The sequence below is a fragment of the Ramlibacter sp. genome (assembly GCF_035627355.1).
In the GTDB taxonomy this organism is placed as follows: domain Bacteria; phylum Pseudomonadota; class Gammaproteobacteria; order Burkholderiales; family Burkholderiaceae_C; genus Ramlibacter.
Genome location: NZ_DASPLW010000030.1, coordinates 84,447 through 107,165 on the forward strand (window position 1 = coordinate 84,447; position 22,719 = coordinate 107,165).

17 protein-coding genes are annotated in these 22,719 nt (G+C 71.3%); 11 read left to right on the plus strand and 6 right to left on the minus strand.

The genetic code is table 11. The features are described from left to right. The first annotated feature begins 36 nt into the window (after positions 1 to 36). The 8 genes from VEC03_RS08535 to galK all read left to right on the plus strand — a co-directional run bounded on the left by VEC03_RS08535 (position 37) and on the right by galK (position 11,869). On the plus strand, positions 37 to 1,893 hold the full coding sequence (locus VEC03_RS08535) for a long-chain fatty acid--CoA ligase (RefSeq protein WP_324914362.1): 1,857 nt from the start codon (positions 37 to 39) through the stop codon (positions 1,891 to 1,893). Between the two features lie 23 nt (positions 1,894 to 1,916). Next, the gene (locus VEC03_RS08540; RefSeq protein ID WP_324914363.1) at positions 1,917 to 3,080 is read left to right on the plus strand and encodes an ABC transporter substrate-binding protein; all 1,164 of its coding nucleotides are present in this window, start codon (positions 1,917 to 1,919) and stop codon (positions 3,078 to 3,080) included. Between the two features lie 200 nt (positions 3,081 to 3,280). Continuing rightward, positions 3,281 to 5,788 (plus strand): membrane-bound PQQ-dependent dehydrogenase, glucose/quinate/shikimate family, encoded by a 2,508-nt coding sequence (locus tag VEC03_RS08545; RefSeq protein WP_324914365.1) that lies wholly within the window; start codon positions 3,281 to 3,283, stop codon positions 5,786 to 5,788. A gap of 65 nt (positions 5,789 to 5,853) precedes the next feature. After that, the gene (locus VEC03_RS08550) at positions 5,854 to 7,023 is read left to right on the plus strand and encodes a hypothetical protein (protein ID WP_324914367.1); all 1,170 of its coding nucleotides are present in this window, start codon (positions 5,854 to 5,856) and stop codon (positions 7,021 to 7,023) included. Between the two features lie 14 nt (positions 7,024 to 7,037). Then, a complete protein-coding gene (locus VEC03_RS08555) occupies positions 7,038 to 7,760 on the plus strand; it encodes a ferritin-like domain-containing protein (RefSeq protein WP_324914369.1) in 723 nt (240 codons plus the stop codon). A gap of 112 nt (positions 7,761 to 7,872) precedes the next feature. Then, positions 7,873 to 9,666 (plus strand): glycoside hydrolase family 2 protein, encoded by a 1,794-nt coding sequence (locus tag VEC03_RS08560; protein ID WP_324914371.1) that lies wholly within the window; start codon positions 7,873 to 7,875, stop codon positions 9,664 to 9,666. Then, positions 9,666 to 10,751: a galactose-1-phosphate uridylyltransferase gene (gene galT / locus VEC03_RS08565; RefSeq protein ID WP_324914373.1), complete on the plus strand. Its 1,086-nt coding sequence runs from the start codon at positions 9,666 to 9,668 to the stop codon at positions 10,749 to 10,751. Before VEC03_RS08560 ends, galT begins: the two co-directional genes overlap by 1 nt. Beyond that, a complete protein-coding gene (galK, locus tag VEC03_RS08570; RefSeq protein WP_324914375.1) occupies positions 10,748 to 11,869 on the plus strand; it encodes a galactokinase in 1,122 nt (373 codons plus the stop codon). The genes galT and galK overlap by 4 nt, the downstream gene beginning before the upstream one ends. Here galK and VEC03_RS08575 read toward each other — a convergent pair. From VEC03_RS08575 to VEC03_RS08585, 3 genes are read right to left on the minus strand one after another with little or no spacing between them, the layout of a single operon-like run. After that, on the minus strand, positions 11,836 to 13,983 hold the full coding sequence (locus VEC03_RS08575) for a sugar nucleotide-binding protein (RefSeq protein WP_324914376.1): 2,148 nt from the start codon (positions 13,981 to 13,983) through the stop codon (positions 11,836 to 11,838). The two genes, galK and VEC03_RS08575, sit on opposite strands and share 34 nt — an antisense overlap. After that, positions 13,983 to 15,185, minus strand: a complete 1,203-nt coding sequence (glf, locus tag VEC03_RS08580; protein WP_324914411.1) for a UDP-galactopyranose mutase — start codon at positions 15,183 to 15,185, stop codon at positions 13,983 to 13,985. Before glf ends, VEC03_RS08575 begins: the two co-directional genes overlap by 1 nt. A 30-nt stretch (positions 15,186 to 15,215) precedes the next feature. Further along, a complete protein-coding gene (locus VEC03_RS08585) occupies positions 15,216 to 16,394 on the minus strand; it encodes a glycosyltransferase family 1 protein (protein WP_324914378.1) in 1,179 nt (392 codons plus the stop codon). A 137-nt stretch (positions 16,395 to 16,531) separates the two neighbouring features. Between VEC03_RS08585 and VEC03_RS08590 the strand changes: the two genes are divergently transcribed. The 3 genes from VEC03_RS08590 to VEC03_RS08600 all read left to right on the plus strand — a co-directional run bounded on the left by VEC03_RS08590 (position 16,532) and on the right by VEC03_RS08600 (position 19,346). Next, complete coding sequence (locus VEC03_RS08590; RefSeq protein WP_324914379.1) at positions 16,532 to 17,500, plus strand: aldose 1-epimerase; 969 nt, start codon at positions 16,532 to 16,534, stop codon at positions 17,498 to 17,500. A gap of 10 nt (positions 17,501 to 17,510) precedes the next feature. Continuing rightward, positions 17,511 to 19,019, plus strand: coding sequence for an alpha-N-arabinofuranosidase (locus VEC03_RS08595; RefSeq protein WP_324914381.1), 1,509 nt, complete (start codon positions 17,511 to 17,513; stop codon positions 19,017 to 19,019). Positions 19,020 to 19,166: 147 nt separating this feature from the next. Continuing rightward, positions 19,167 to 19,346 (plus strand): DUF3606 domain-containing protein, encoded by a 180-nt coding sequence (locus VEC03_RS08600; RefSeq protein WP_324914382.1) that lies wholly within the window; start codon positions 19,167 to 19,169, stop codon positions 19,344 to 19,346. Between the two features lie 60 nt (positions 19,347 to 19,406). Here VEC03_RS08600 and VEC03_RS08605 read toward each other — a convergent pair whose 3' ends face one another. The 3 genes from VEC03_RS08605 to VEC03_RS08615 are packed head-to-tail and all read right to left on the minus strand — an operon-like array spanning position 19,407 to position 22,677. After that, positions 19,407 to 21,314: a chorismate-binding protein gene (locus tag VEC03_RS08605; protein WP_324914383.1), complete on the minus strand. Its 1,908-nt coding sequence runs from the start codon at positions 21,312 to 21,314 to the stop codon at positions 19,407 to 19,409. Continuing rightward, a complete protein-coding gene (locus VEC03_RS08610; protein ID WP_324914385.1) occupies positions 21,311 to 22,303 on the minus strand; it encodes a tripartite tricarboxylate transporter substrate binding protein in 993 nt (330 codons plus the stop codon). The genes VEC03_RS08605 and VEC03_RS08610 overlap by 4 nt, the downstream gene beginning before the upstream one ends. Further along, complete coding sequence (locus tag VEC03_RS08615; protein ID WP_324914386.1) at positions 22,300 to 22,677, minus strand: chorismate mutase; 378 nt, start codon at positions 22,675 to 22,677, stop codon at positions 22,300 to 22,302. The genes VEC03_RS08610 and VEC03_RS08615 overlap by 4 nt, the downstream gene beginning before the upstream one ends. Between the last annotated feature and the right edge of the window lie 42 nt (positions 22,678 to 22,719).

Consider the following 22,719-nt stretch of genomic DNA (forward strand, 5'->3'; position numbering starts at 1 on the left):
TCCCAAAGGGGGAGGGAGTTCCTTGGTGCGCACGGCATGAGCAATCTCTGGGACCTCTCCCACATCCGGGCCCGCACCGAAGTCGTGCTGCCGGGCGACACCATTCCCGCGCTGTTCTGGAACGCCGTGGCGCAGCGCGGGCCGCAGGTGTGGCTGCGGCAGAAGGAACTGGGCATCTGGCGCAGCCACACCTGGACGCAGGTGGGCGAGGCGGTGCGCGAGATCGCCGGCGGGTTGCTGGCGCTGGGCTTCCGGCGTGGCGACACTGCCTCCATCCTGTCCAACACGGTGATCGAATGGGTGCTGGCCGACCTGGCCGTGCTGTCCTGCAACGGCGTGTCCAACGGCATCTATCCCACCGATGCGCCGACCCAGGTGCAGTACCTGTGCGAGGACTCGGGCACCAGCATCCTGTTCGTGGAGGACGACGAGCAGCTGGACAAGGCGCTCGCCGTGCGCGACCGGCTGCCGGCCCTGCGCAAGATCGTGGTGTTCGACATGGAGGGCCTGCGCGAGCTGCAGGATCCGGGCGTGATCAGCCTGGCCGCGTTGCGCGAGATGGGGCGCGAGTACAACGCGCAGCACCCGAACGCGGTGGCCGAGCGCGCCGCTGGCTGCAAGCCGGGCGACCTGGCGATCCTGGTCTACACCTCGGGCACCACCGGCAAGCCCAAGGGCGCGATGCACAGCCACGCCGGGCTGGTCTACGAGGCGCACGGCCTGAACACGCTGATCGCCCGCACCGAGCAGGACGAGTGCATGTGCTTCCTGCCGCTGTGCCACATCGCCGAGCGCATGGGCGGCGAGTACTTCTCGCTGTACACAGGCGCCAGGCTCAATTTCGTCGAGAACCCCGAGACGGTGCCGGAGAACGTGCGCGAGATCGCGCCCACGGTGTTCACCGCTGTGCCGCGGGTGTGGGAGAAGTTCTATTCGGGCGTGACCATCGCGCTCAAGGAAGCCAGTGCGTTGCAGCGCGCCGCCTATGGCTGGGCGATCGGGGTCGGCCGCGAGATCGCCGACCGCGTGCTGGCAGGCCGCCCGGTCGGCCCGATGCTCAAGGCCAAGTTCACGCTGGCGCGCTGGCTCGCGCTGGACAACGTGCGCAAGCTGATCGGCATCCACCGCGCACGCTTCCTGGTGACCGGCGCGGCGCCGATCTCGCCCGAGCTGGTGAAGTGGTACCTGTCGCTGGGCGTGCCGATGCTGGAGGTCTGGGGCATGACCGAGACCTGCGGCGCTTCCACCGGCGTGCCGGCGCACCGCATCAAGCCCGGCTCCATCGGCCCGGCCGCGGGTTTCAACGAGGTGAAGCTGGACCCGGCCACCGGCGAGATCCTGGTGCGCGGGCGGAACGTGTTCATGGGCTACCTGAACCAGCCGGAGAAGACCCGCGAGACCATCGATGCCGACGGCTGGCTGCACACCGGCGACGTGGGCACGGTGGACGAGGAGGGCTTCTTCCGCATCACCGACCGGATGAAGGACATCATCATCACGGCCGGCGGCAAGAACATCACGCCCAGCGAACTGGAGAACGAGCTGAAGTTCTCGCCCTACATCACCGACGCGGTGGTGATCGGCGACAAGCTGCCGTACCTCACGGTGATCGTCATGATCGACCAGGAGAACGTCGAGAAGTACGCGCAGGACCGCGACGTGCCGTTCAGTAATTACGCCAGCTTGACACGTGCACCCGAAGTCCAAGAATTGATCCAGTCCGAGATCGACCGCGTCAACGCGAAGTTCGCGCGGGTCGAGCAGATCAAGAAGTTCTTCCTGCTGGACACCCAGCTCACGGCGGAGGACGAGGAGCTCACCCCCACCATGAAACTCAAGCGCAAGCTGGTGCAGAAGAAGTACGAAACCCAGATCGAAGCGATGTACCGCTGATACAACCCGAAGGAGACAAGAGCATGAAACGCACGATCGCCGCAGCCGCGGCCCTCGCCCTGGCATCCGGCCTGGCCGGCGCCCAGAACAGCAACCAGGGCGTGAGCAAGGACGAGATCGTCCTGGGCTCCATCCAGGACCTCTCCGGCCCGCTGGCCGGCTTCGGCAAGCAGGTGCGCCTGGGCATGATGCTGCGCGTCGACGAGCTCAACGAGCAGGGCGGCATCAACGGCCGCAAGGTCCGCCTGATCGTCGAGGATTCCGGCTACGACCCGCGCAAGGCGGTGCTGGCGGCGCAGAAGCTGGTCAACCAGGACAAGATCTTCGCCATGGTGGCCCACATCGGCACGGCGCAGAACATGGCGGCCATGCCGGTGCAGTTCCAGAAGAACGTGATCAACTTCTTCCCGGTCACGGCCGCGCGCGAGATGTACGAGCCGTACCACCGCCTGAAGTACTCCTTCGCCGCCACCTACTACGACCAGATCCGCACCACGCTGCCCAAGCTGGTGAAGGAGAAGAACGCCAAGAAGGTCTGCACCATCTACCAGGACGACGAGTTCGGGCTGGAGGTCATGCGCGGCGGCGAGGCGGCGCTCAAGACCATGAACATGGAGTTCGCCGAGAAGACCACCTTCAAGCGCGGCGCCACCGACTTCTCCTCGCAGGTGGCGCGCATGAAGGCGGCCGGCTGCGACTTCGTCGTGCTGGGCACCATCATCCGCGAGACCATCGGCACCATCGCCGAATCGCGCAAGACCGGCTTCTCGCCCACCTTCCTGGGCTCCAGCGCCGCCTACACCGACCTGATCCACAAGCTGGGCGGCCCGGCCATGAACGGCCTGTACGCCACCATGACGGTGCAGCATCCCTACCTGGACGAAGCCTCGCAGCCGATCCGCTTCTGGGCCAACAAGTACAAGACCAGGTTCAACGAGGACCCGACGGTGTTCTCGGTCTACGGCTACAACGCGATCGACGCGTTCGCGCAGGCGGCGTCCAAGGCGGGCAGCGGGCTCAACACCGACAGCTTCGTGAAGGTCATGGACAGCATGACCTACCCGGCCGACATCTTCGGCAGCGCCCCGGCCACCTATGGCCCGAAGAAGCGCCTGGGCAGCGAACTGTCGCGCCTGTCGCAGATCCAGGACGGCAAGTGGAAGGTGATCTCCGACTACGTCAAGTAGTCAGCGCGGGGCTCTGGCCCCTTCGCGAACGAGCCGGGCACTGCCCGGCTTTTTTTCGCCCGTGCGCGCCGCCCCGTCGCGCCAGAGCGGGGGAAGCCCTCCTACACGGCGCGTATGCAGCGTCCGAGGCCGCGAGCGGGCGTCGCTCCTAGGATGGGCGCGGATCGCCTGCAGGTGCGGGCGCACCGACGGCAGCGCACATGCACGAATCCCGTTCCTTCCTCCGCCGGGCGCTGGCCGTCGTCATTGCCCTGTGCGGGCTCGGGCTGGCGGCCGGCGGCGCCTGGCTGGCGGCGCTGGGCGGCTCCTGGTACTACCTGCTCGCCGGCGTCGTGCTGATGGTGGATGGCGGCTTGCTGTGGAAGGACCGTGCCTCGGCCTGGTGGCTCTTCGCCCTGCTGTCGGTCGCCACGCTGGCCTGGGCCCTGTGGGAATCCGGACTGGACTGGTGGCCGCTGGCGACGCGGCTGGACCTGCTGTTCGTCCTCGGCCTGCTGATGCTGTTGCCGGCGGTGGCGCGCGGACGATCCGGTGCCGCTCGCGCCGCCGTAGGAGCCTCGCTGGCGGCGATGGGCGTGGTGGCGGTGGCCAGCGCGTTCGTCGATCCGCAAACGCTGGAGGGCCGACTGCCCACGGCCGCGGCGTCCGGCCCTGCGCCCGGTGCGCCGCAAGCCGACTGGACGGCGTACGGCGGCACCTGGCATGGCCAGCGCTACTCCGGCCTGGCCCAGATCACGCCGGAAAACGTCGGCCAGTTGCAGCCGGTATGGCACTACGAGACGGGTGACACCCGCGGCCAGGCAGGCGATCCGCCGGAGACGACCTTCGAGGTGACGCCGCTGAAGATCGGCGACCGGCTGTTCTTCTGCACGCCGCACCAGCACGTCGTGGCGCTGGACGCCGGCACCGGCCGTGAGCTGTGGCGCTTCGATCCGCGCATCCAGGGCGAGCTGGCGCTGCAGCACCTGACCTGCCGCGGCCTGAGCTGGCAGCCGCCGGCGCCGGAGGCCGCCGCCAGTGCCCCCGTTTCGGCGCCGGCGGGCGGCCCGCCTGCCGCGGCCGCAGCCACGCCCGTCCCGGTACCGGGAGCGGCCGCCGGCGAGATGCCGGCGGAGGCCGCGCCCGATGGGGCGGCACCCGAGCGCGCACCCCTGGTCGCGGCCAGCAGCTCGCCGGCTGACGCGGCCTGCCCCGTCGGCAAGCTGTTCATGCCGACGGCGGATGGGCGGCTGATCGCCCTGAATCCGGAAACTGGCCACGTGTGTGCCCGGTTCGGCGGCGGCACCGGGCAGATCTGGTTGTGGCGCGGCATGCCCAATTACCGGCCCGGCGCCTACTACTCGACGTCCCCCGTGGTGGTGACGCGCAAGCTGCTGGTCGTCGGCGGCACCGTGCTCGACAACGTCTCCACGCAGGAGCAGTCGGGGGTGATCCGCGCCTACGACATCGAAACCGGCGAGCTGGTGTGGAACTGGGATTCCGGCAACCCTGGGCGCACGGGACCGATCGCACCCGGCCAGAGCTACACCGCCAACTCCCCGAACAGCTGGACCATCCTCGCGGCCGACGAGCAACTGGGCCTGGTCTATGTCCCGCTGGGCAACCAGCCGCCCGACCAGTGGGGGGGCCGGCGCTCCGCGCCGGTGGAGCGCTATTCGTCCTCGATCGTGGCGCTGGACCTGGCCACAGGACAGGTGCGCTGGCATTTCCAGACGGTGCACCATGACCTGTGGGACTACGACGTGCCGTCCCAGCCCTCGCTGCTGGACCTCCGCACGGCCGACGGCATGGTGCCGGTGCTGGTCCAGCCCACCAAGCAGGGCGAGCTGTTCGTGCTGGACCGGCGCAATGGCCGGCCGGTGCTGCCGGTGCGCGAGCAGCCCGCGCCGCAAGGGGCTGCGCCGGGCGACCACACGGCGCCGACGCAGCCGCAGTCGGCGCTGTCGTTCGCCCCGCCGCCGCTCACCGGCGCCCGGATGTGGGGCGCCACGCTGCTGGACCAGCTGGCCTGCCGCATCGCCTTCCATCGACTGCGCTACGAGGGGCGGTTCACGCCGCCCTCGCTGCAGGGATCGTTGATCTACCCCGGCAACTTCGGGGTGTTCAACTGGGGTTCGATCGCCGTCGACCCGGTCCGTGGGTACGCGTTCGCCACGCCTGCCTACCTGGCCTTCACCTCGCGGCTGCTGCCGCGCTCCGATGCCACCAGCCTGGTTTCCAACGACGCGCCGCCGCATGGCGCGCTGCCGTCCCTGAACGAGAACTTCGGCGCGCCGTACGCGGTGGCGATGGAACCCTTCCTGTCGCCGCTGGGCATCCCGTGCCAGCAGCCGCCCTGGGGCTACGTGGCCGGCATCGACCTGGCGACCGGCCAGGTCGCCTGGCAGCACCGCAACGGCACGGTGCGCGACCTGGCGCCCGTGCCGCTGCCGTTCCGCATGGGCGTGCCCAGCCTCGGCGGGCCGCTGGTCACCGCCGGCGGCGTTGCCTTCCTCTCCGGCACGCTGGACAACTACGTGCGCGGCTACGACCTCGCGACCGGCCGCGAGCTGTGGAGCAGCCGCCTGCCCGCGGGCGGGCAGGCCACCCCCATGACCTACCAGGCCGCCGACGGCCGCCAGATGCTGGTGGTGGTGGCTGGCGGCCACGGCTCGCTGGGCACGAAGGCGGGCGACGACGTGATCGCCTATGCCTTGCCGGGCCGCTGACCGCGCCGCCCCGGGGGAGTGGCATGGCAGTTGCCACCGGAAGCCTCCAACCGGAAAGGACCCCCATGGCCATCAATCTCTTCACCGACAAGGGCGTGCCGCTGGAGCGGCAGCGCTTCACCTGGAAGGAGCTGGTCGGCAAGCCGATCAGCAAGCTGGACGACGACGCCTTCACCCGCGTGCGCGTCATCCTGATGAACGGCATCGAGACCGACGCACTGCGCGTGTCGCAGGTGCTGCTGCGCATGCAGCGCGAGGCGCGAGTGCCGCTGGCCCAGCTCACGCGGGTGGAGAACCACCAGGCGACGGCGATCAACTGGATGGTGTCGGCCGACCATTCGCCGCTCGAGACCACCATTGCCTACGAGCAGGTGGCGATCGAGGTCACCGCCTCGGTGGCCCAGCACGAACCGGACGCGTACATGGCGCAGGCCTACCGCTATGCCCTGCTGGAGGACTTCGACCACCTGTACCGCTACGCGGCCCTGATGGACCGGCTGGAGGGCAAGGACGCCAACAGCATCACCCAGGGCTACACCGACATCGTGCCCGGGCGCCCCACGGTCGTGCACCACCGCAGCCCGGAGAACGACCTGCTGGAGTGCTACGCGCGGGACGCGGCGCTGGCGACCAAGCTGCACGCCATCACGCTGGTGGGCGGCGAGTACCAGACGCACGACTACTACATCCACTACGGCCCCTGGTTCGCGGACCCGGTGGCGCGCCAGCTCTATGCCGAGATCGCGTCGGTGGAGAGCCAGCACATCGTGCACTACGGCTCCATGCTCAACCCGGACGAGAGCCCGCTGGAGAAGCTGCTGCTGCAGCAGGCCAACGAGGTGTGGAACTACCAGGCCTGCGCCAGCCAGGAGACCAACCCGCGCGTGAAGGCGCTCTGGGAGCAGTTCCTCGAGTACGAGCTCGGGCACGTGCAGTGCGCCCTGCAGTTGTTCAAGGACATCGAGCGGCGCGACCCGGCCGAGGTGCTGGGCGACGGCAAGCTGCCGCGGGGGATCGAGTTCAGGAGCCACCGCGACTTCCTGCGCCAGGCCCTGGCCGAGGTGCCGATGCGCAAGGACGGCACCCGCTTCGTCGACGAGGACGACGAAGCCGTGGCCTCGCTGCAGTACCGCAACCACATGAACTCGCAGGGCTCGCCTTCGCAGGGCGTCTCCAGCGCCTACCAGTGGATGCCGGGCACCGAGCTGGCCGCCCGCCCGGCCACCATCGCCTGAAACCGGAGAGACACATGGACAACACGACTGCCGTCGGCATGAACCGCACGGGGCTGGACATGGCCCCGCTCAGCAAGGACCAGCTGGTCGAATTCGCACGGGAACAGGCACCGCGGGCGCCGCACGAGCCGGCCGGGCTGGCCGAGGTGCGCAAGCAGTACGCGCTGGAGGCCGACCGCGTAGGCTCGGTGCCCGTGCCCGCCAGCCTGAAGGGCGTGGCCAAGGCGGCGATGGGCAAGCTCAAGGGCGACAATCCGGAGGTGCTGATCGACAAGCTGGGCGAGCGGCTGGCGTTCGAGCGCACCGGCGTGCGGCTGTACGAGGCGCTGATCACCAAGGCTGGCGCAGCGAGCCAGGGCCCGATGCTCGACCTCGCCCAGCTGCAGGCCATGCGCGACGACGAAGCCTCGCATTTCGAACTGCTCACCCGCTGCCTGCAGCAGCTCGGCGCGGACCCGACGGCGGTCACGCCCTGCGCCGACGTGGCGGGCGTGGCTGCCACCGGCCACCTGCAGGTGCTCACCGATCCGCGAACCACGCTGGCCCAGGCGCTCGGCTCCATGCTGATGGTCGAACTGGGCGACAACGCCAGCTGGGAGCTGCTGGCCGAGCTGGCCCGGCAGTCCGGGCACGAGCCGATGGCGCAGGCCTTCGCCGGTCCGCTGCAGGCCGAGGCGCGGCACCTGGAAACGGTGAGGGGCTGGTTGCGGCAGGCGGTGCTGGACGAGGGAGGCTGAAGCCGTCCGCTGCGCCGGTCGCCCGGGCCGCCGGGTTCGGGCCCTTGTCCGACACGCCCGGCCCGCATCCCGACGCCAAGCTCGGGTCCCCTTGCCGAAAGAGATGACCGACGTGGACCCAGCGATCCGACACGGCTACCCACGGCCGCAGCTCAGGCGTGCCGACTGGTTGTCGCTCAATGGCGCCTGGCGCTTCCGCTTCGACGACGACGGCCGCCTGGGCCGTCCGGACGAGGTGGCGCAGTGGCCGCTGGAGATCACCGTCCCGTTCCCGCCCGAGGCCGAAGCCAGCGGTGTCGGCGATCGCGGCTTCCACAAGGCCTGCTGGTACCAGCGCGAGTTCGAACTGCAGCCGGGCAGCGACCGGGTGATCCTGCATTTCGGCGCGGTGGACTATGCCGCCCGCGTGTGGGTCAACGGCCACCTGGTGGCCACGCACCAGGGCGGCCACACCCCGTTCCAGGCCGACATCACCCAGGCGCTGGACCCCGGCGGCCGGCAGACGGTCACCGTGCGCGCCGAGGACGATCCGCACGACCTGACCAAGCCGCGCGGCAAGCAGGACTGGCAGCTGGAGCCCCATTCGATCTGGTATCCCCGCACCACCGGCATCTGGCAGACCGTGTGGCTGGAGCGGGTGTCGCCGGTGCACATCCGCAAGATCCGCTGGACACCGCGGCTGGACAGCTTCGCCCTCGGCATCGAAGCCCTGGTCGAGGGGGACACCGGCGCCGACACCTCGCTCGAGCTGGAACTGCGGCACGGCGAGCGCCTGCTGGCGCGGGACCGTTACCGGGTGGTCGACGGCGAAGTGGACCGGCTGGTGGTGCTGTCCGACCCCGGCATCGACGACTTCCGCAACGAGCTGCTGTGGAGCCCCGAGCGTCCGACCCTGCTGGAGGCCCGCCTGCGGCTGTGGTGCGACGGCAAGCTGGTCGACGAGGTGGAGTCGTACACCGCGCTGCGCTCGGCCAACGTGCTGCGCGACCGCTTCATGCTCAACGGCCGACCCTACGTGCTGCGCATGGTGCTCGACCAGGGCTACTGGCCCGAGTCGCTGCTGGCGGCACCCAGCGACGACGCGCTGCGGCGCGACGTCGAGCTGGCCAAGGCCATGGGCTTCAACGGTGTGCGCAAGCACCAGAAGATCGAGGACCCGCGGTACCTGTACTGGGCCGACCGGCTCGGCCTGCTGGTGTGGGAAGAGATGCCCTCGGCCTACCGCTTCACGCGCACGGCGATCGAACGCACGGTGCAGGAATGGTCGGAGGCGATCGAGCGCGACTACAGCCATCCCTGCGTGATCGTCTGGGTGCCCTTCAACGAATCCTGGGGCGTGCCGGAGCTGCCCACCGTGCGGGCCCACCGGCATGCGGTCGAGGCGCTGTACCACCTCACCAAGACCCTGGACCAGACACGGGCCGTGATCGGCAACGACGGCTGGGAGTCCTCGGCCACCGACATCATCGGCATCCACGACTACGACTCCAACATCGAGCACATCCGGCAGCGCTACGGCCCGGAGGTCGAGCCCGAGAAGCTGTTCGACCGGCGCCGGCCCGGCGGCCGGGTGCTGACGCTGGACGGCTATCCGCACCGCGGTCAGCCGATCATGCTGACCGAGTTCGGCGGGATCACCTTCCAGGCGCGGGCCGAGGCCGGGGTGAAGAAGATCTGGGGCTACACCGAGGTCACCGACGAGGAGACCTTCGCGCAGTTGTACGAGCAGCTGCTGCAGACCGTCATCTACACGGCCCTGTTCAGCGGCTTCTGCTACACGCAGTTCGCCGACACCTTCCAGGAAGCCAACGGGCTGCTGCATGCGGATCGCACGCCCAAGATCCCGCTCGAACGCATCCGCCGGATCACCTCGCTGTCGCGCACCTACATCCAGGGGGGCGTCTGATGCACCGGCTGGAACTCGCCAAGCCGGACGGGCGCCGCCTGACGCTCTATGGCCGGCAGCCGCTCCCGGCCGGGCTGGCGGCGCCCAGCCCGTTCGCCGACCCGCTCTCGGCCGGGCCGCACCTGCGCTGGCACGTGCTGCGCGGCGAATGGGTGACCTACGCCGCGCACCGGCAGGATCGCACCTTCCTGCCGCCGCCCGAGTACAACCCGCTGGCGCCCACCACCGACCCGGCTAACCCGACCGAGGTGCCGGCCGGCCCCTGGGACGTGGCCGTGTTCGACAACCGATTCCCTTCGCTGGGCGGCTTCGTGCCGGCGCCGCCGGAGCTGATCGTGCCCACGGCGTCGGCCCAGGGGCACTGCGAAGTGGTCGTCTTCACGCAGGACCGGAAGACCTCGCTGGGGGCGCTGCCGCTGGACCACATCGAGCTGCTGCTGCAGGTGTGGGGCGAGCGCACCGCACGGCTGGGCGCGCAGGAAGCGATCCAGTACGTGCTGCCGTTCGAGAACCGCGGCGCCGAGGTCGGCGTGACGCTGCACCATCCCCATGGGCAGATCTATGCCTACCCGATGGTCCCGCCGGTGCCGGAGCGCATGCAGCAGGTCGCGGCCGACCACTTCGCGGCGCACGGTCGCGGCGTGCTGGAGATGCACGTGGAGGCGGAGCGGCGCGAGGGCGCGCGCCTGCTGTACGACGGCCCGCATGCCGTCGCCTTCGTGCCGGCCTGCGCCCGCTACCCGTACGAGGTGTGGATCGCGCCCGTGCGGCCGGTCGAGGGCTTCGCGCAGCTGGAACCGGAGGCGCGGGCCGACCTGGCGCGCGCACTCAAGACGGTGCTGCTGAAGTACGACGGGCTGTGGCAGCGGCCCTTTCCCTACCTGATGGCCTGGTACCAGGCACCCACGGACGGCCGGCCGCATCCGGAGTCGCACCTGCATGCGCAGCTGTGGCCGCCGTACCGCACCCGCGACCGGCTCAAGTACCTGGCCGGCACCGAACTGGCCGCCGGCTTCTTCGCCATGGACGCGCTGCCCGAGGACAAGGCGCGCGAGCTGCAGCAGGTGGAAGTGGATCTCCCATGAGCGACGCGGCGCCCCCAGCCTGGGAAGCGACAGCCGATGCGCCCGGCCGGGTCAACCTGCTGGGCGAGCACACCGACTACAACCAGGGCTTCGTGCTACCGGTGGCGATCGCCCAGCGCACCCGCGTCGCGATGCGCCGCAACGGCGGCACCCACTTCACGCTGCACGCGGCCGAACTGGGCAGCCGCTCGCGCTTCAGCTTCGAGCAGCCGCCGGCGGAGCACTTCGCGAGCTATGTGTTCGGCTGCCTGGCGCTGGTGCGCGAGCAGGGGGTGCAGGTGCCGGGGCTGGACATCGAGGTGCGCTCCGAGGTGCCCATGGGAGTGGGCCTGTCGTCCAGCGCCGCGCTGGAGGTGGCGACGCTGCGCTGCCTGCGCGAACTGCTGGGGCTGCCGATGGACGACGTGCTGGTCGCCCAGCTGGCGCAGCGGGCGGAGGTCGAGTTTGCCGGGGTGCGCTGCGGGATCATGGACCAGATGGCGTCCAGCCTGGCCGCGACCGATCGCGCCCTGCTGATCGACACGCGCTCGCTGGAGCGGCGCGAGGTGCCGCTGCCGTCCGGCACCGCGGTGCTGGTGCTCGATTCGGGCGTGGCGCGCACGCTGGCCGCCAGCGGCTACAACCAGCGGCGGGCCGAATGCGAGAGCGCCGCCCGCGAGCTCGGCGTGGCGTCCCTGCGCGAGGTGGCCGACGCCGCCGCGGCCGACCGCCTGCCGGAGGTGCTGCGCCGGCGGGTGCGCCACGTGCTGAGCGAGAACGCGCGCGTGCTGAAGGCCGCGGCCTGCACCGGCGCACCGGCGTTCGGCGCCCTGATGAATGCCTCGCACGCCAGCCTGCGGGACGACTACGAGGTCTCCACGCCGGAACTCGACCTGCTGGTGGGCCTGCTGCAGGCCCGTGCGGGCGTGCACGGGGCGCGACTGACCGGGGCCGGGTTCGGCGGTGCCTGCGTGGCGCTGTGCGACGCCGGCGCCGTTCAGGCCGCGGCCCGCGAGGTGCTGGCCCGCTACCGGGACCATGGTCACCAGGGCCGGCAACTGGTGCCCGGCAGCGACGACCCGAAAACCTGGGCGCTTGGCGCGCCTCAAGACGCGGCCGCCGGGCAGTCCGCCAGGTAGCGCTGCACGCCGTCCTCCAGCCGCGGCATCAGCAGGCCGCGCTCGCTGCCCAGGGCCGAGTAGCGCGGCCGGCGGGCCCGCTGCCCGAGCGCTGCCCCCGGCAGCGCCTGCACCAGCGCGGTGTCCAGACGGGCCGCTTCGGCGGCCATGCAAGCCAGTTCCGCCCAGCTGACCGTGCCGCGATTGGCCAGGTGCCAGATGCCGCTCTCGCCGTCCACCAGCAGGTCCAGGGTCCCGTGCACCAGGTCCGGCACGTAGGTCGGCGAGACCCACTGGTCGCCGGCCGCGCGCCAGGGCTCGCCACGGCGCAGGCTCTCCAGGGCGCAGGTCACGAAGTTGTGGCGGTCCCAGGGGCCGAAGAAGGCGGCCGCCCGGATCACCAGCGCATCCGGGTGCTGCCGCAGCATCAGCCGCTCGGCCTCCAGCTTGGCCCGGCCATAGGCATTGAGCGGCAGCGCGGGATCGCCCTCGACGTAGGGCTGCTGCTTGGCGCCGTCGAACACGAGGTCGCTCGAGAAGCCGACGAGGCGGATGCCGTGCCGGGCACAGGCCTGCGCCAGCACCTGCGGCCCGGTCACGTTCTCGCGCCACTGCCGCGGATCGTCCTCGGCGTCGTCCACGCGCACGAAGCCGGCGGTGTTGACCACGGCCCAGGGTTGCCAGCGCCGCAGCGCCGCCTCGACCGATGCGGCGTCCGCGATGTCCATGTCGGCGCGGCCCAGCAGGTGGTGGGGCAGGCCACGGAGCCGGCACAGTCGCGCGAAGGCCCGGCCGAGGGTGCCGGTGGCGCCGGTGACGAGCAGCGGCCGGCCGGCCAGTTCCGCGCCCTGCACCGGGCCGTGTGGCGGGTATTCCAGGCGCTCCGTCCGCAGCCACCAGCCCGGGCTCTCCAGCACCGGGTGATCGGGCGGCTGGCCGGACGCGAGGTCGCTCGCGAGCCGGGCCAGCGCGGTGCGCCGCGGCGGATCGGAGCGCAGGTCCCAGAGACCCGGCTCGTAGTGGCCGTCATCGCGCGTGACCAGGCTGTTCCAGTCGAAGCTGCCGAACGCGGCCCAGCAGGTCAGGGCCCGCACGTCGATCCCCTCGTCCTGCAGCCGGCTGGCGGTGCGCCAGGCCTGGAGCAGCCAGCGCATCTGCTCCTCGCGCGAGCAGCCCAGGTGCACTTCGGTGATCGCCAGCGGCAGGCCGTAGCGCGCGTGCGCCTCGCCCAGCCGCGCTTCGAAGCTGCCGACCGGCGTGCCCAGCACGCGCACGGCCTCGACGTCGGCGTACGCATGCCGGCCGTTGCCGCCGATGCAGCGCGCCGGGTAGTGCTCGACGCGCGAATCCAGGTGCCGCTCGCTGGTCAGATAGCTGTTGATGCCGACGATGTCGGGCGGGCAGGGCGCGTCGGCGAACCACGCGAGCTCGTCTTCGCTCGCGCCGGCGCGCCGCAGGTAGTCCCAGAGTCCGTGGTGGCGGTCGACCTTGCCCGCCAGCAGGTCGAAGCTGAGCCATCGGCGCAGGTTCTCGAAGTCGGCCTGGTAGGCCAGGTCCGGCGAGCTGGTCGTGAAGCCCAGGTCCTCGGTCTGCACCAGCAGCGCCCCGGGATGCACGCGGCGGATCGCGCGCATCGCCAGCACGGTGCCGCGCAGCTGGTGGAGCAGGGCCCGCACGAAGCTCGCGTCGTCGCGCCGGTGCGGGTACCACAGGCCGTACAGGCCGCTGAAGCGCGCGGTGGTGAGCGGCTCGTTCACCGGCGTCCAGGCGTCGATGTGCGGATAGCGTTCCGCCGCCGCCGCCGCGTAGTCGGCCAGCAGCCCGGGGAAAGCCGGATCCAGCAGGTCGGTCCAGCGCGGACCGCTGCCGTGGTGCAGCAGCCCGGCGATCGGGGCCACGCCCAGCTCGCGCAGCCGGGCCAGCCAGGTGTCCGCCCAGGCCCAGTCGGGCCGGCCGCGCTCGGCTTCGGTGCGCTCCCAGACCAGCGGAAAGCGCATCCGGGCGATGCCCAGCCCGGCCAGCCGGTCCAGGTCCTCGATCCGGATGTCGAAACCGCTCTGCGCCAGCTGGTCCTTGAAGCGGTCGCCGACCCGGTTGACCGTGCATTCCGGGCCGGCCCACAGCGCCAGCGGCATCAGGCCTCCGCCGACTGCGCGCGCTGCCGCGCGACCTGGATGCTGCGCTCGGCCGCCGAATGGGCCGCCTGCAGCTTGCGGAAGGCGGCCAGGGCCTGCCCGACCACCTGGTCCATGTTGTAGTAGCGGTAGGTTGCCAGGCGGCCGACGAAGGTCACGTTCGGCAGCTTCTCGGCCTCGGCTTCGTAGCGCTTGTACAGCTGCGCGTTCTCCGGCCGCGGCACCGGGTAGTAGGGATCGCCCTCGGCACAGGGGTACTCGTACACGACCGAGGTGGTCGGGTGCCGCTGGCCGGTGATGTGCTTGAACTCGCTGATGCGGGTGTAGCCGTAGTCGTTCGGGTAATTGACCGTGCCTACCGGCTGGAACTGCTCCTGCGGCAGGTTGACGTGCTCGAACTGCAGGCTGCGGTAGGGCAGCTTGCCGAACCGGCAGTCGAAGAAGTCGTCGATCGGCCCCGTGTAGATCATGTGCTTCCACGGCAGCAGCCCGACGATGTCGCGGTAGTCGGTGTTGAGCATGACCTTGATGTTCGGGTGCGCCAGCATGCGCTCGAACATGCGCGTGTAGCCGTGCAGCGGCATGGCCTGGAAGTGGTCGGCGAAGTAGCGGTCGTCGCGGTTGGTGCGGGTGGGCACGCGCGAGGTCACGCTGGCGTCCAGCTCGGACGGGTCCAGGCCCCATTGCTTGCGCGTGTAGCCGCGGAAGAACTTGTTGTACAGCTCGCGGCCGATCTTGCCGACCACCACGTCCTCCGAGGTCCGGATCTCGTCCTTCTTCTCGGCCAGCGACGCGAGGAAGCCCTCCACCTCGAACGAACTCAGGTTCAGCCCGTACAGCCGGTTGATGGTGTCCAGGTTGATCGGCATCGGCAGCAGCTGCCCGTCCACGCTGGCCAGCACCCGGTGCTGGTACGGCCGCCAGCGCGTGAACTGCGACAGGTACTGGAAGATGTCCTCGGAGTTGGTGTGGAAGATGTGCGGCCCGTAGGGGTGCACCAGCAGGCCGGCGTCGTCGTGGCGGTCGTAGGCGTTACCGCCGATGTGCGGGCGCTTGTCCACCAGCAGCACGCGCTGGCCGAGCACGCTGGCGAGGCGCTCGGCGAGCACGCTGCCGGCGAAGCCGGCGCCGACGACCAGGTAGTCGAAGCCGGCGGCGGAGCCGTGGGTGGGAGCGGCCGGCCGCAGGTCGGGTCGGGTCATGTCCATGGGCGATCCTCGTGCGGGCTGCGGTCAACCCGCCAGCGCAGCGGAACCGGTCGAGACGCGGGCGAGCTCGGCGGCGACACGCCGCACCACCGGCAGGGCATCGGCCCGGCGTGCCGCCTCCGCCCTGGCGACCAGGTCCGCCATGGCCGCGGCGGTGCGGTCCCAGGAGGTGCGGGCGATGATCCCGGCCAGCGCGGCCTCGTGTCCGGCGCGCTCGGCGGCGCTGGCGTGCAGGAACGCCTCGCAGGCCTGCACGAAGCCGCCCGCGTCCTCCCGGATCGGCACCACGTGGCCGTAGGGTTCGACCACGTCGCGGATGGCGGTGCTCACCGCCGGCCGGCCGCAGGCCATGTACTCGAGCGTCTTGGTCGGGCTGATGAACCGGGTCGATTCGTTCAGCGCGAAAGGCAGCAGGCAGACGTCCCAGCCGTTGATGAAGGCGGGCAGGTCGTCGTAGGCCTGCTGGCCCAGCCAGTGGATGTTGTCCCGGCGCGGCACGCTGGCCGGATCGATCTTGACGACGGGGCCGACCATCACGAAGTCCCACCCGGGGCGTGCGTCCGCCATGCCGGCGATCAGGTCCAGGTCGATCCGCTCGTCGATCACTCCGCTGTAGCCGATACGCGGCCGGCGCAGTGACGCCTGCAGCGAATGGTCGGCCGCGCCGCGCCGGAAGTGTTCCGCGTCCACGCTGCTCGGAAAGCAGTGCACGTCGGAATGTCGGTCACGCTTCGCGTTGTAGAGGCTGCGCCCGCCGGTGAAGACGACGTCCGCCGTGCGGAACAGGGCTTCCTCCTGCTCGACCAGTTCGCGCGGTGCGCCGCGGAACAGCGAGAGCTCGTCCATGCAGTCGTAGACCACGCCGCCGGGCTCGAACAGCCCGGTCAGCGGCAGCGCCATGGGCGTGTAGAACCACAGCCAGTAGTCCCGCACGTCCGCGCGCCGCAGCGCGGCACCGATCAGCCGCTGGAGCACCGCCTGGTGCTCGGGGTGGAAGCCGTAGGCCGATCCCCGCACGTGCGGACGCCACACCTGCACGCCCGGCGCCGCCTCGATGGGCTCGAGATGGTCGCGTTCGGAGCCGGGCACCGGTTCCTCGATGAACACGACCGGCCATCGCCGCGCAAGCCTCGACAACAGGTGCTGCGGACGCTGGTAGACGAAGTTCCAGCGCAGGTGGGAGAAGACGATCAGGGTTTGCATGGATGCATTCTGGGGAGTGGCAGCCCTTCCATGGGGGAGCGGCTCACCAAATGGGCCGCGTCCTACGCGAGCGATCAATGGAACCGGGCCAGCCGTGCCGCGCAGCAATCGGGATCGCCCCCACCATGCGGCTGGTCATGGGTGCACCGATCGAACAGGGTGGCGGCGCGGCCACCGAGCCGCTGCTGGTCCTCGCCGCCGGTGAGTTGCATGCCGTGCTGGCACCGAGCGCCGGCGGCTCGATCGCGGCCTTCTCGCGTCGCTGGCGCGACGGACGGCGGCGGCGCGAGCTGCACTGGCTGCGACCGGCCACGGCGTCCGACCTCGCGGATCGCAACCCGCTGGGCATGGCCAGTTTTCCGCTGCTGCCGTTCTGCAACCGCATCCGGGATGGCCGGGCCCGCTTCGAAGGCCGCGAGATCCGCTGTCCGCCCAACCATCCGGGCGAGGATTCGCCCCATCCGCTGCACGGCATCGGCTGGCTGCGGCCGTGGACCGTGGAGGCCGCCGGGCCCCGGGAAGCGCAGATCCGCCTGCAGGTCGAGGCGGGGTCCGCCTGGCCTTGGCGCTTCTCGGCGCACCAGCGGTTCACCCTGGACGAGCACGGACTGTCGGTCGAGATCGCCGTGCGCAACGAGGACGACGCGGCCATGCCGCTGGGCATCGGCCACCACCCCTACTTCCCGCACCATCCCGGCACGCGCCTGGCGACGGCCACGCAGGCGGTCTGGCTCACCGACGGCGAGGTGATGCCCACGCAGCTGGCCCGGGCCGAACCGGTGGAGGCGCTGATTCGCGGCATCGAACTGGGCCGGCTCGATCTCGACAACAACTTCACCGGCTGGAGCCGGCGCGCCCTCATCGAGTGGCCGGCCGACGTGCACGGGCCGGCCCGCAGCCTGGCCCTGGAGGCCGAGCCCCCGCTCGACCATTTCGTGCTGTACTGCCCGCGCGGCCAGGAACACTTCTGCGCCGAACCGGTCAGCCAGTGCACGGACTGGCTCAACCTGGCGCCGCGCTTCGGGCCCGACGCGCTCGGTGGCGCCCGGCTGGCCCCGGGCGACAGCCTGGTGGCGCGCTTCACCTTGCAGCCCGACTGGGCCTGAGCGCGGTTCCATGTTCCGCGCCCGGCTCGTCCTCGACCGCGACTTCGTGGTCGGAGCGCTGGACCGGCGCCTGTTCGGCGTGCTGGTCGAGCACGTCGGACGCAGCGTCCACGGCGGCCTCTTCGAGCCCGGCCATCCCACCGCCGACGCGCACGGATTCCGGCAGGACGTGCTGGCCCTGGTGCGCGAGATGGGCGTGACGACCGTTCGCTACCCCGGCGGCAATTTCCTCTCGGGCTACGACTGGGAGGACGGCGTCGGCCCGCCGCAGCAGCGTCCGGCGCGGCTGGACCTCGCCTGGCACTCGACCGAGAGCAACGCCTTCGGCACCGACGAGTTCATCCGCTGGTGCCGGGCCGCCGGCGTCGAGCCCATGCTGGGCGTCAACCTCGGCACGCGGGGCGCCGACGCCGCACGGCGGCTGGTGGAGTACTGCAACCACCCCGGCGGCACGCAGCTGTCGGACTGGCGGCGCAGCCACGGCTTCGATGCGCCGCACGCGGTGCGCGCCTGGTGCCTGGGCAACGAGATGGATGCGCCCTGGCAGATCGGCCAGAAGTCGGCGGCCGAGTACGGGCGGCTGGCCCGCGACTGCGCCCGCCTGATGCGCGCTGTGTCGCCGGACCTACAGCTCACCGCCTGCGGCTCGTCCAGCCGCTCCCTGCCGACCTTCGGCCAATGGGAGTACGAGGTGCTGGAGCAGTGCTTCGAGGAGGTCGATCTGGTCTCCTTGCACGCCTACTTCGAGAACCCGCAGGCCGACAGCTGGGAGTTCCTGGGCAACATCGACAGCCTGGACGGGCACATCCGCGAGGTTGCGGCGATCGCCGATGCCGTCGCCGCGCGCCGGCATTCGCGCAAGCGCACCCTGCTGGCGGTCGACGAGTGGAACACCTGGTACCGGGCTCGCAGCGGCGAGCATGCCCGGCAGCCGGGCTGGCCGAGCGCGCCGCGCCTGATCGAGGAGATCCATACCTTCGAGGATGCCTTGGCCGCGGGCGGGGCCCTGTGCGTGCTGATGAACCACGCGGACCGGGTGAAGGTGGCCTGCCTGGCCCAGCTGGTCAACGCCATCGGCGCGATCCGGACCGAGCCGGGCGGGCCGGCGTGGCGGCAGGCGATCTTCCACCCGTTCGCGCTGGCGTCGCGCCACGCCCGTGGGCAGGTGCTGCAGCCGGCGATCGATTCGCCGGCGGGCAGCGGGCGCCTGCACCCGGAGATGCCGTACCTGGTGGCCAGCGCCACGCACGATCGGCAGGCGCAGCGCACCGCCATCTTCGCGCTCAACCGTCACCTGGCGCAGCCGATGGCTCTGGAGGTGGAACTGCGCGGGGCCGACCCGCGCTGGGTGCTGCAGGAGGCGGTGGAGTTGCACCACCCCGAACTGCACGCGATCAACACGGCGGCCGAACCCGACACCGTGTCGCCGCGTCCGCACCGGGGCGTGGAATTGGAGCCCGGCCGCTTGCGCGCGCGGCTGCAGCCGGGCTCGTGGAACGTGTTCGTGCTGGCGTGCTGATCGGCGATGCGGTTCCGGCTTTCAGCGGGCCCATCCGTGCGCCTACAGCGCAGGTGGGCGGCTTCGCACCGGATGGCACCGCGGCATCCGATGGCGCCGCGGCCGGCCTTGCATACGCTGGCAGCGAACAGCTTCATGGAGGCCCACATGCCGGACGACGACGATGCCTGCACCGCCGAGGAACTGCTGGTCAGCCTGGAACCCGACTGGGAGCGACGCAACTGGGCGCGCTGGCTGGGCTGCAGCGAACAGGAACTGCGGCACGCGGTCGAGTCGGTCGGTGCCGACGCCGACAACGTGCGGCGTTTCCTGCGCCAGGCCCGCTGAGCGCGCTTCGGCCATGGCCGGCTCGTACCGGGCCGTGCGGGTCGTCGGGCCCCGCAGGCTTCAGGCGAGCGCGCCGACTTCCTCGACCAGGCTGCGCAGCAAGCCGCGCGCCGTGTCGTCGGACAGCAGCGAATCCGGCCGGTAGAGCAGGCAGGCGAGCGGGCCGCGGGCCAGGGCCAGTGGCGCGCCGCCGGCGTCCACCGCGTGCACGGTCCATCCCGGTGGTGCGGCGACCAGCCGGTGGCGGGCGTAGCGACCGGCGCTGAAGCGCACGCCGTCGGCGCAGCGAGAGCCCTCGAGCGCGCGCCCCTGTTCCGGGGCGCAGGTTTCGACCGCCGCGCCCGCCGCGGCCAGCGCCTCGTAGGCGGCGTCGCCGACGAACACCCGCGGCCGGTCGCCGGGGCTGGCCAGGCGACCCGCCACGACCACGACATCGGCAGCGGGATCGATCGCGAGGTTCAGCCCGGCCAGGCAGTCCGCGAGGGCGGCGGCAAAGGGGTCCCCCTCGGCCTGCAACTGCACGGCCAGCGGCCGGCGCGCACCCGGCGCGGCGGCAGTGGCATTCGTCGCCGCGTCCGTTTCCAGGCCGAAGGCGCGCCACACCGAGCGCGTCTTCAGCCGCGATTCGGCCTCCTCGCGCGGCGGGGCGGAGTCGGCCAGCAGGTCGCCGCCGGTGCGCACTTCGGCGATCCCGTCGCGCACCGCCGCCGCGCGCAGGATGGTGCCGGCCAGGGCGTCGCCGTTGCTCGCCACCTGCACCACCATGCCGCCGTACCAGCCGCGCGGGCTGGCCTCCAGCTCGGCGATCGCCTGCAGCGCCTGCGGGCGCGGCGTGCCGGTCAGCATCACGGGCGCGGCCGTGGCGGCGATCGCGTCCCAGGCGTCGCAGCCTTCGCGCAGGCGTCCGGCCAGCCGGTCCACCGCATGCACCACGGTGGCCAGCGACATCGGCCGGCGCCGGTCCAGCAGGCGCAGGCTGCCCGGTTCGCACAGGGGCGCCAGGTCGTTGCGCAGGGCGTCGCTGCACACCGCCAGGGCGGCAGCATCGACCTCTTCGTTGAACAGCTCGCGCAGCGATTCGGCTTCGCCCTGGGCACCGGGCCGGCGCGCCACCGTGCCGCACACCGGCAGCGCCTGCACCTCGCCGTTCGCGACCACGAGCTGCAGGTCGGGCGAAGCGCCGAACAGGCGCAGGCCGCTGCCGTCGTTGAGGAAGAAGCTGGCCGGCGCCGGATTGGCCGCCCGCAGCCGGGCGAACGCCTGCGACGGGGGCAGCTCCACGCGGCGCCGGTAGCTCGCGCTGAGCGTCAGCGACACCAGCGGCCGTTCTCGCAGCACCGCCAGGGCGCGCTCCACCATGGCCGCGTAGCCGCCCGCCGGCAGGTCGTCGGCGGGCTCGGCTGCAACCGGTGGCACGCTGCCGGCTGCCGACGCAGGCGGCGTGGCCTCGGCCGGCAAGCCCGGCAGGCCGAGTTGCACCGACGTCCAGTGGCCCTCGGCGTTTCGCCGCAGCAGGTGCTCCGGCAGGTACAGCACGCCCAGCGCTGGGTCATTCCCGCGAAGGCTGGCACCGTCCTGTGCGGCGGAGAGGGCCAGCCGCCAGGCCTCGAACGGCAGCGCGCCGACCAGCAGCACGTCGGCCGAGGGCTCGAAGCAGGCGAGCAGGGCGCGTGCGATCGCCAGGGCGCCCTCGCCGCGTCCGCGCCCCACGCGGGAGCGCCAGCCGGCGAGGGCCTGGTGCGCGAGCAGCGCCTGCCCCAGCGGCGTCAGCGCCCGGACCTCGGCGCCGTCGGCGAACAGCGCCAGCCGCAGCGCCGGCCGGGTGGCCAGCGTGGCCTGCAGCGGGTGCAGGCCCGCGATGCCCGTATCGACGCCGAAATAGACGCCCTCGTGCCCGTCCAGCGCCGCCAGCGCGGGCGGGACGTCCGCCGGCGGGCAGGGCGCCCGCCGTACGTCCAGCCGGATCATTCCATCGAGATGCCGGTGCGCTTGATCACCGGGGTCATCTCGCGCAGTTCCTGCTGCATGAACTTCGCCAGGTCCTGCGGCGAGCCGCCGATCGGCTCCATGTACTGCGCGTTCAGCTTCTCCTTGACCTCCGGCATGGCCAGCACCGCGTTGATCTCGCGGTTCATGCGCTGGACGATGTCGTCGGGCGTGCTGGCCGGCGCCATGATGGCCATCCAGGCCAGGCTCTCGATCTCGGGCAGGCCGCCTTCCTTCATGGTCGGGATGTCGGGCATCAGCGGGCTGCGCTTGGCCGTGGACACGGCCAGCGGCCGCAGCTTGCCGGACTTCACGTGCGGCATCACGGCCACCGGCGGCACGCAGGCGAACTGCACGTCGCCCTGCAGGATGGCCAGGATCGCGAGCGGCGACGAGGCGTAGGGGATGTGCACCGCGAAGGTGTCGGTCTTGACCTTCAGGAGCTCCACGCCCAGCTGCGACAGGCTGCCCACGCCGGTGGAGGAGAAGTTGAAGGAGCCGGGATTCTTCTTCATCGCCGCGACCAGGTCGCGCAGCGAGTTGATGCCCGAGTCGGTGCGCACGGCGCAGACGTTGGGCTGGCCGCCGGCCAGCACCACCGGCCGCAGTTCCTTGAACGGGTCGTAGGGCAGGTTCTTGTACAGCACCGTGTTGTAGACCAGCGGGCCGTTGGTGCTGATCAGGTAGGTGTAGCCGTCGCCGGCCGACTTGGCGACTGCGCCGGTGCCGTTGTTGCCGCCGGCGCCGGGCCGGTTCTCGACCACCACCGGCTGCCCGATGCGCGGGGACAGCCGCTCGGCCACGATGCGCGTGATGACGTCCGGCGAGGATCCGGGGCCGTAGGGCACGACGATCTTGACCGGCTTGTTCGGCCAGCCCTGCTGCGCCATGCCGGCGAGGGCGAATCCGGCCAGCCCGAGGGCGGCGAGGGAACGGACGAGGAGGCGGCGGGCGGACAGGGGTGTCTTCATGGTTCGATGGCTTCGGTTTGCTGGAACAACTGGCCCTCGGCGGCGATGTAGCCCGCCACGAGGGTGCGATAGGCGGCCTCCACGATGTCGGGCAGCCCGGGGAACGCGGATTCGTGCGCGGCGGCCAGGGCGCGCACGTGCTCGAACACCTGCGCCTGGCGCGCCGGCGCCTGGACCTGGAAGGCGTCGCGCTTGAAGCGGGTGGCGTCGCGCACGCATTCGGCGCGCTGGGCCAGCAGCGCCACGATCTGCTCGTCGAGCGAGTCGATGCGCTGGCGCAGCTCGGCCAGCGACCCGGCCACGGGGCGGTAGGCGGGATCGCGGAAGCGCCGCACCGGCGGCGCCGTGGTGGAAGGCTCGTTGGAGGCGGTCATCCGGCGGCAGGTTGAAAAAAACGTCAAGCGTAACGCACGCGC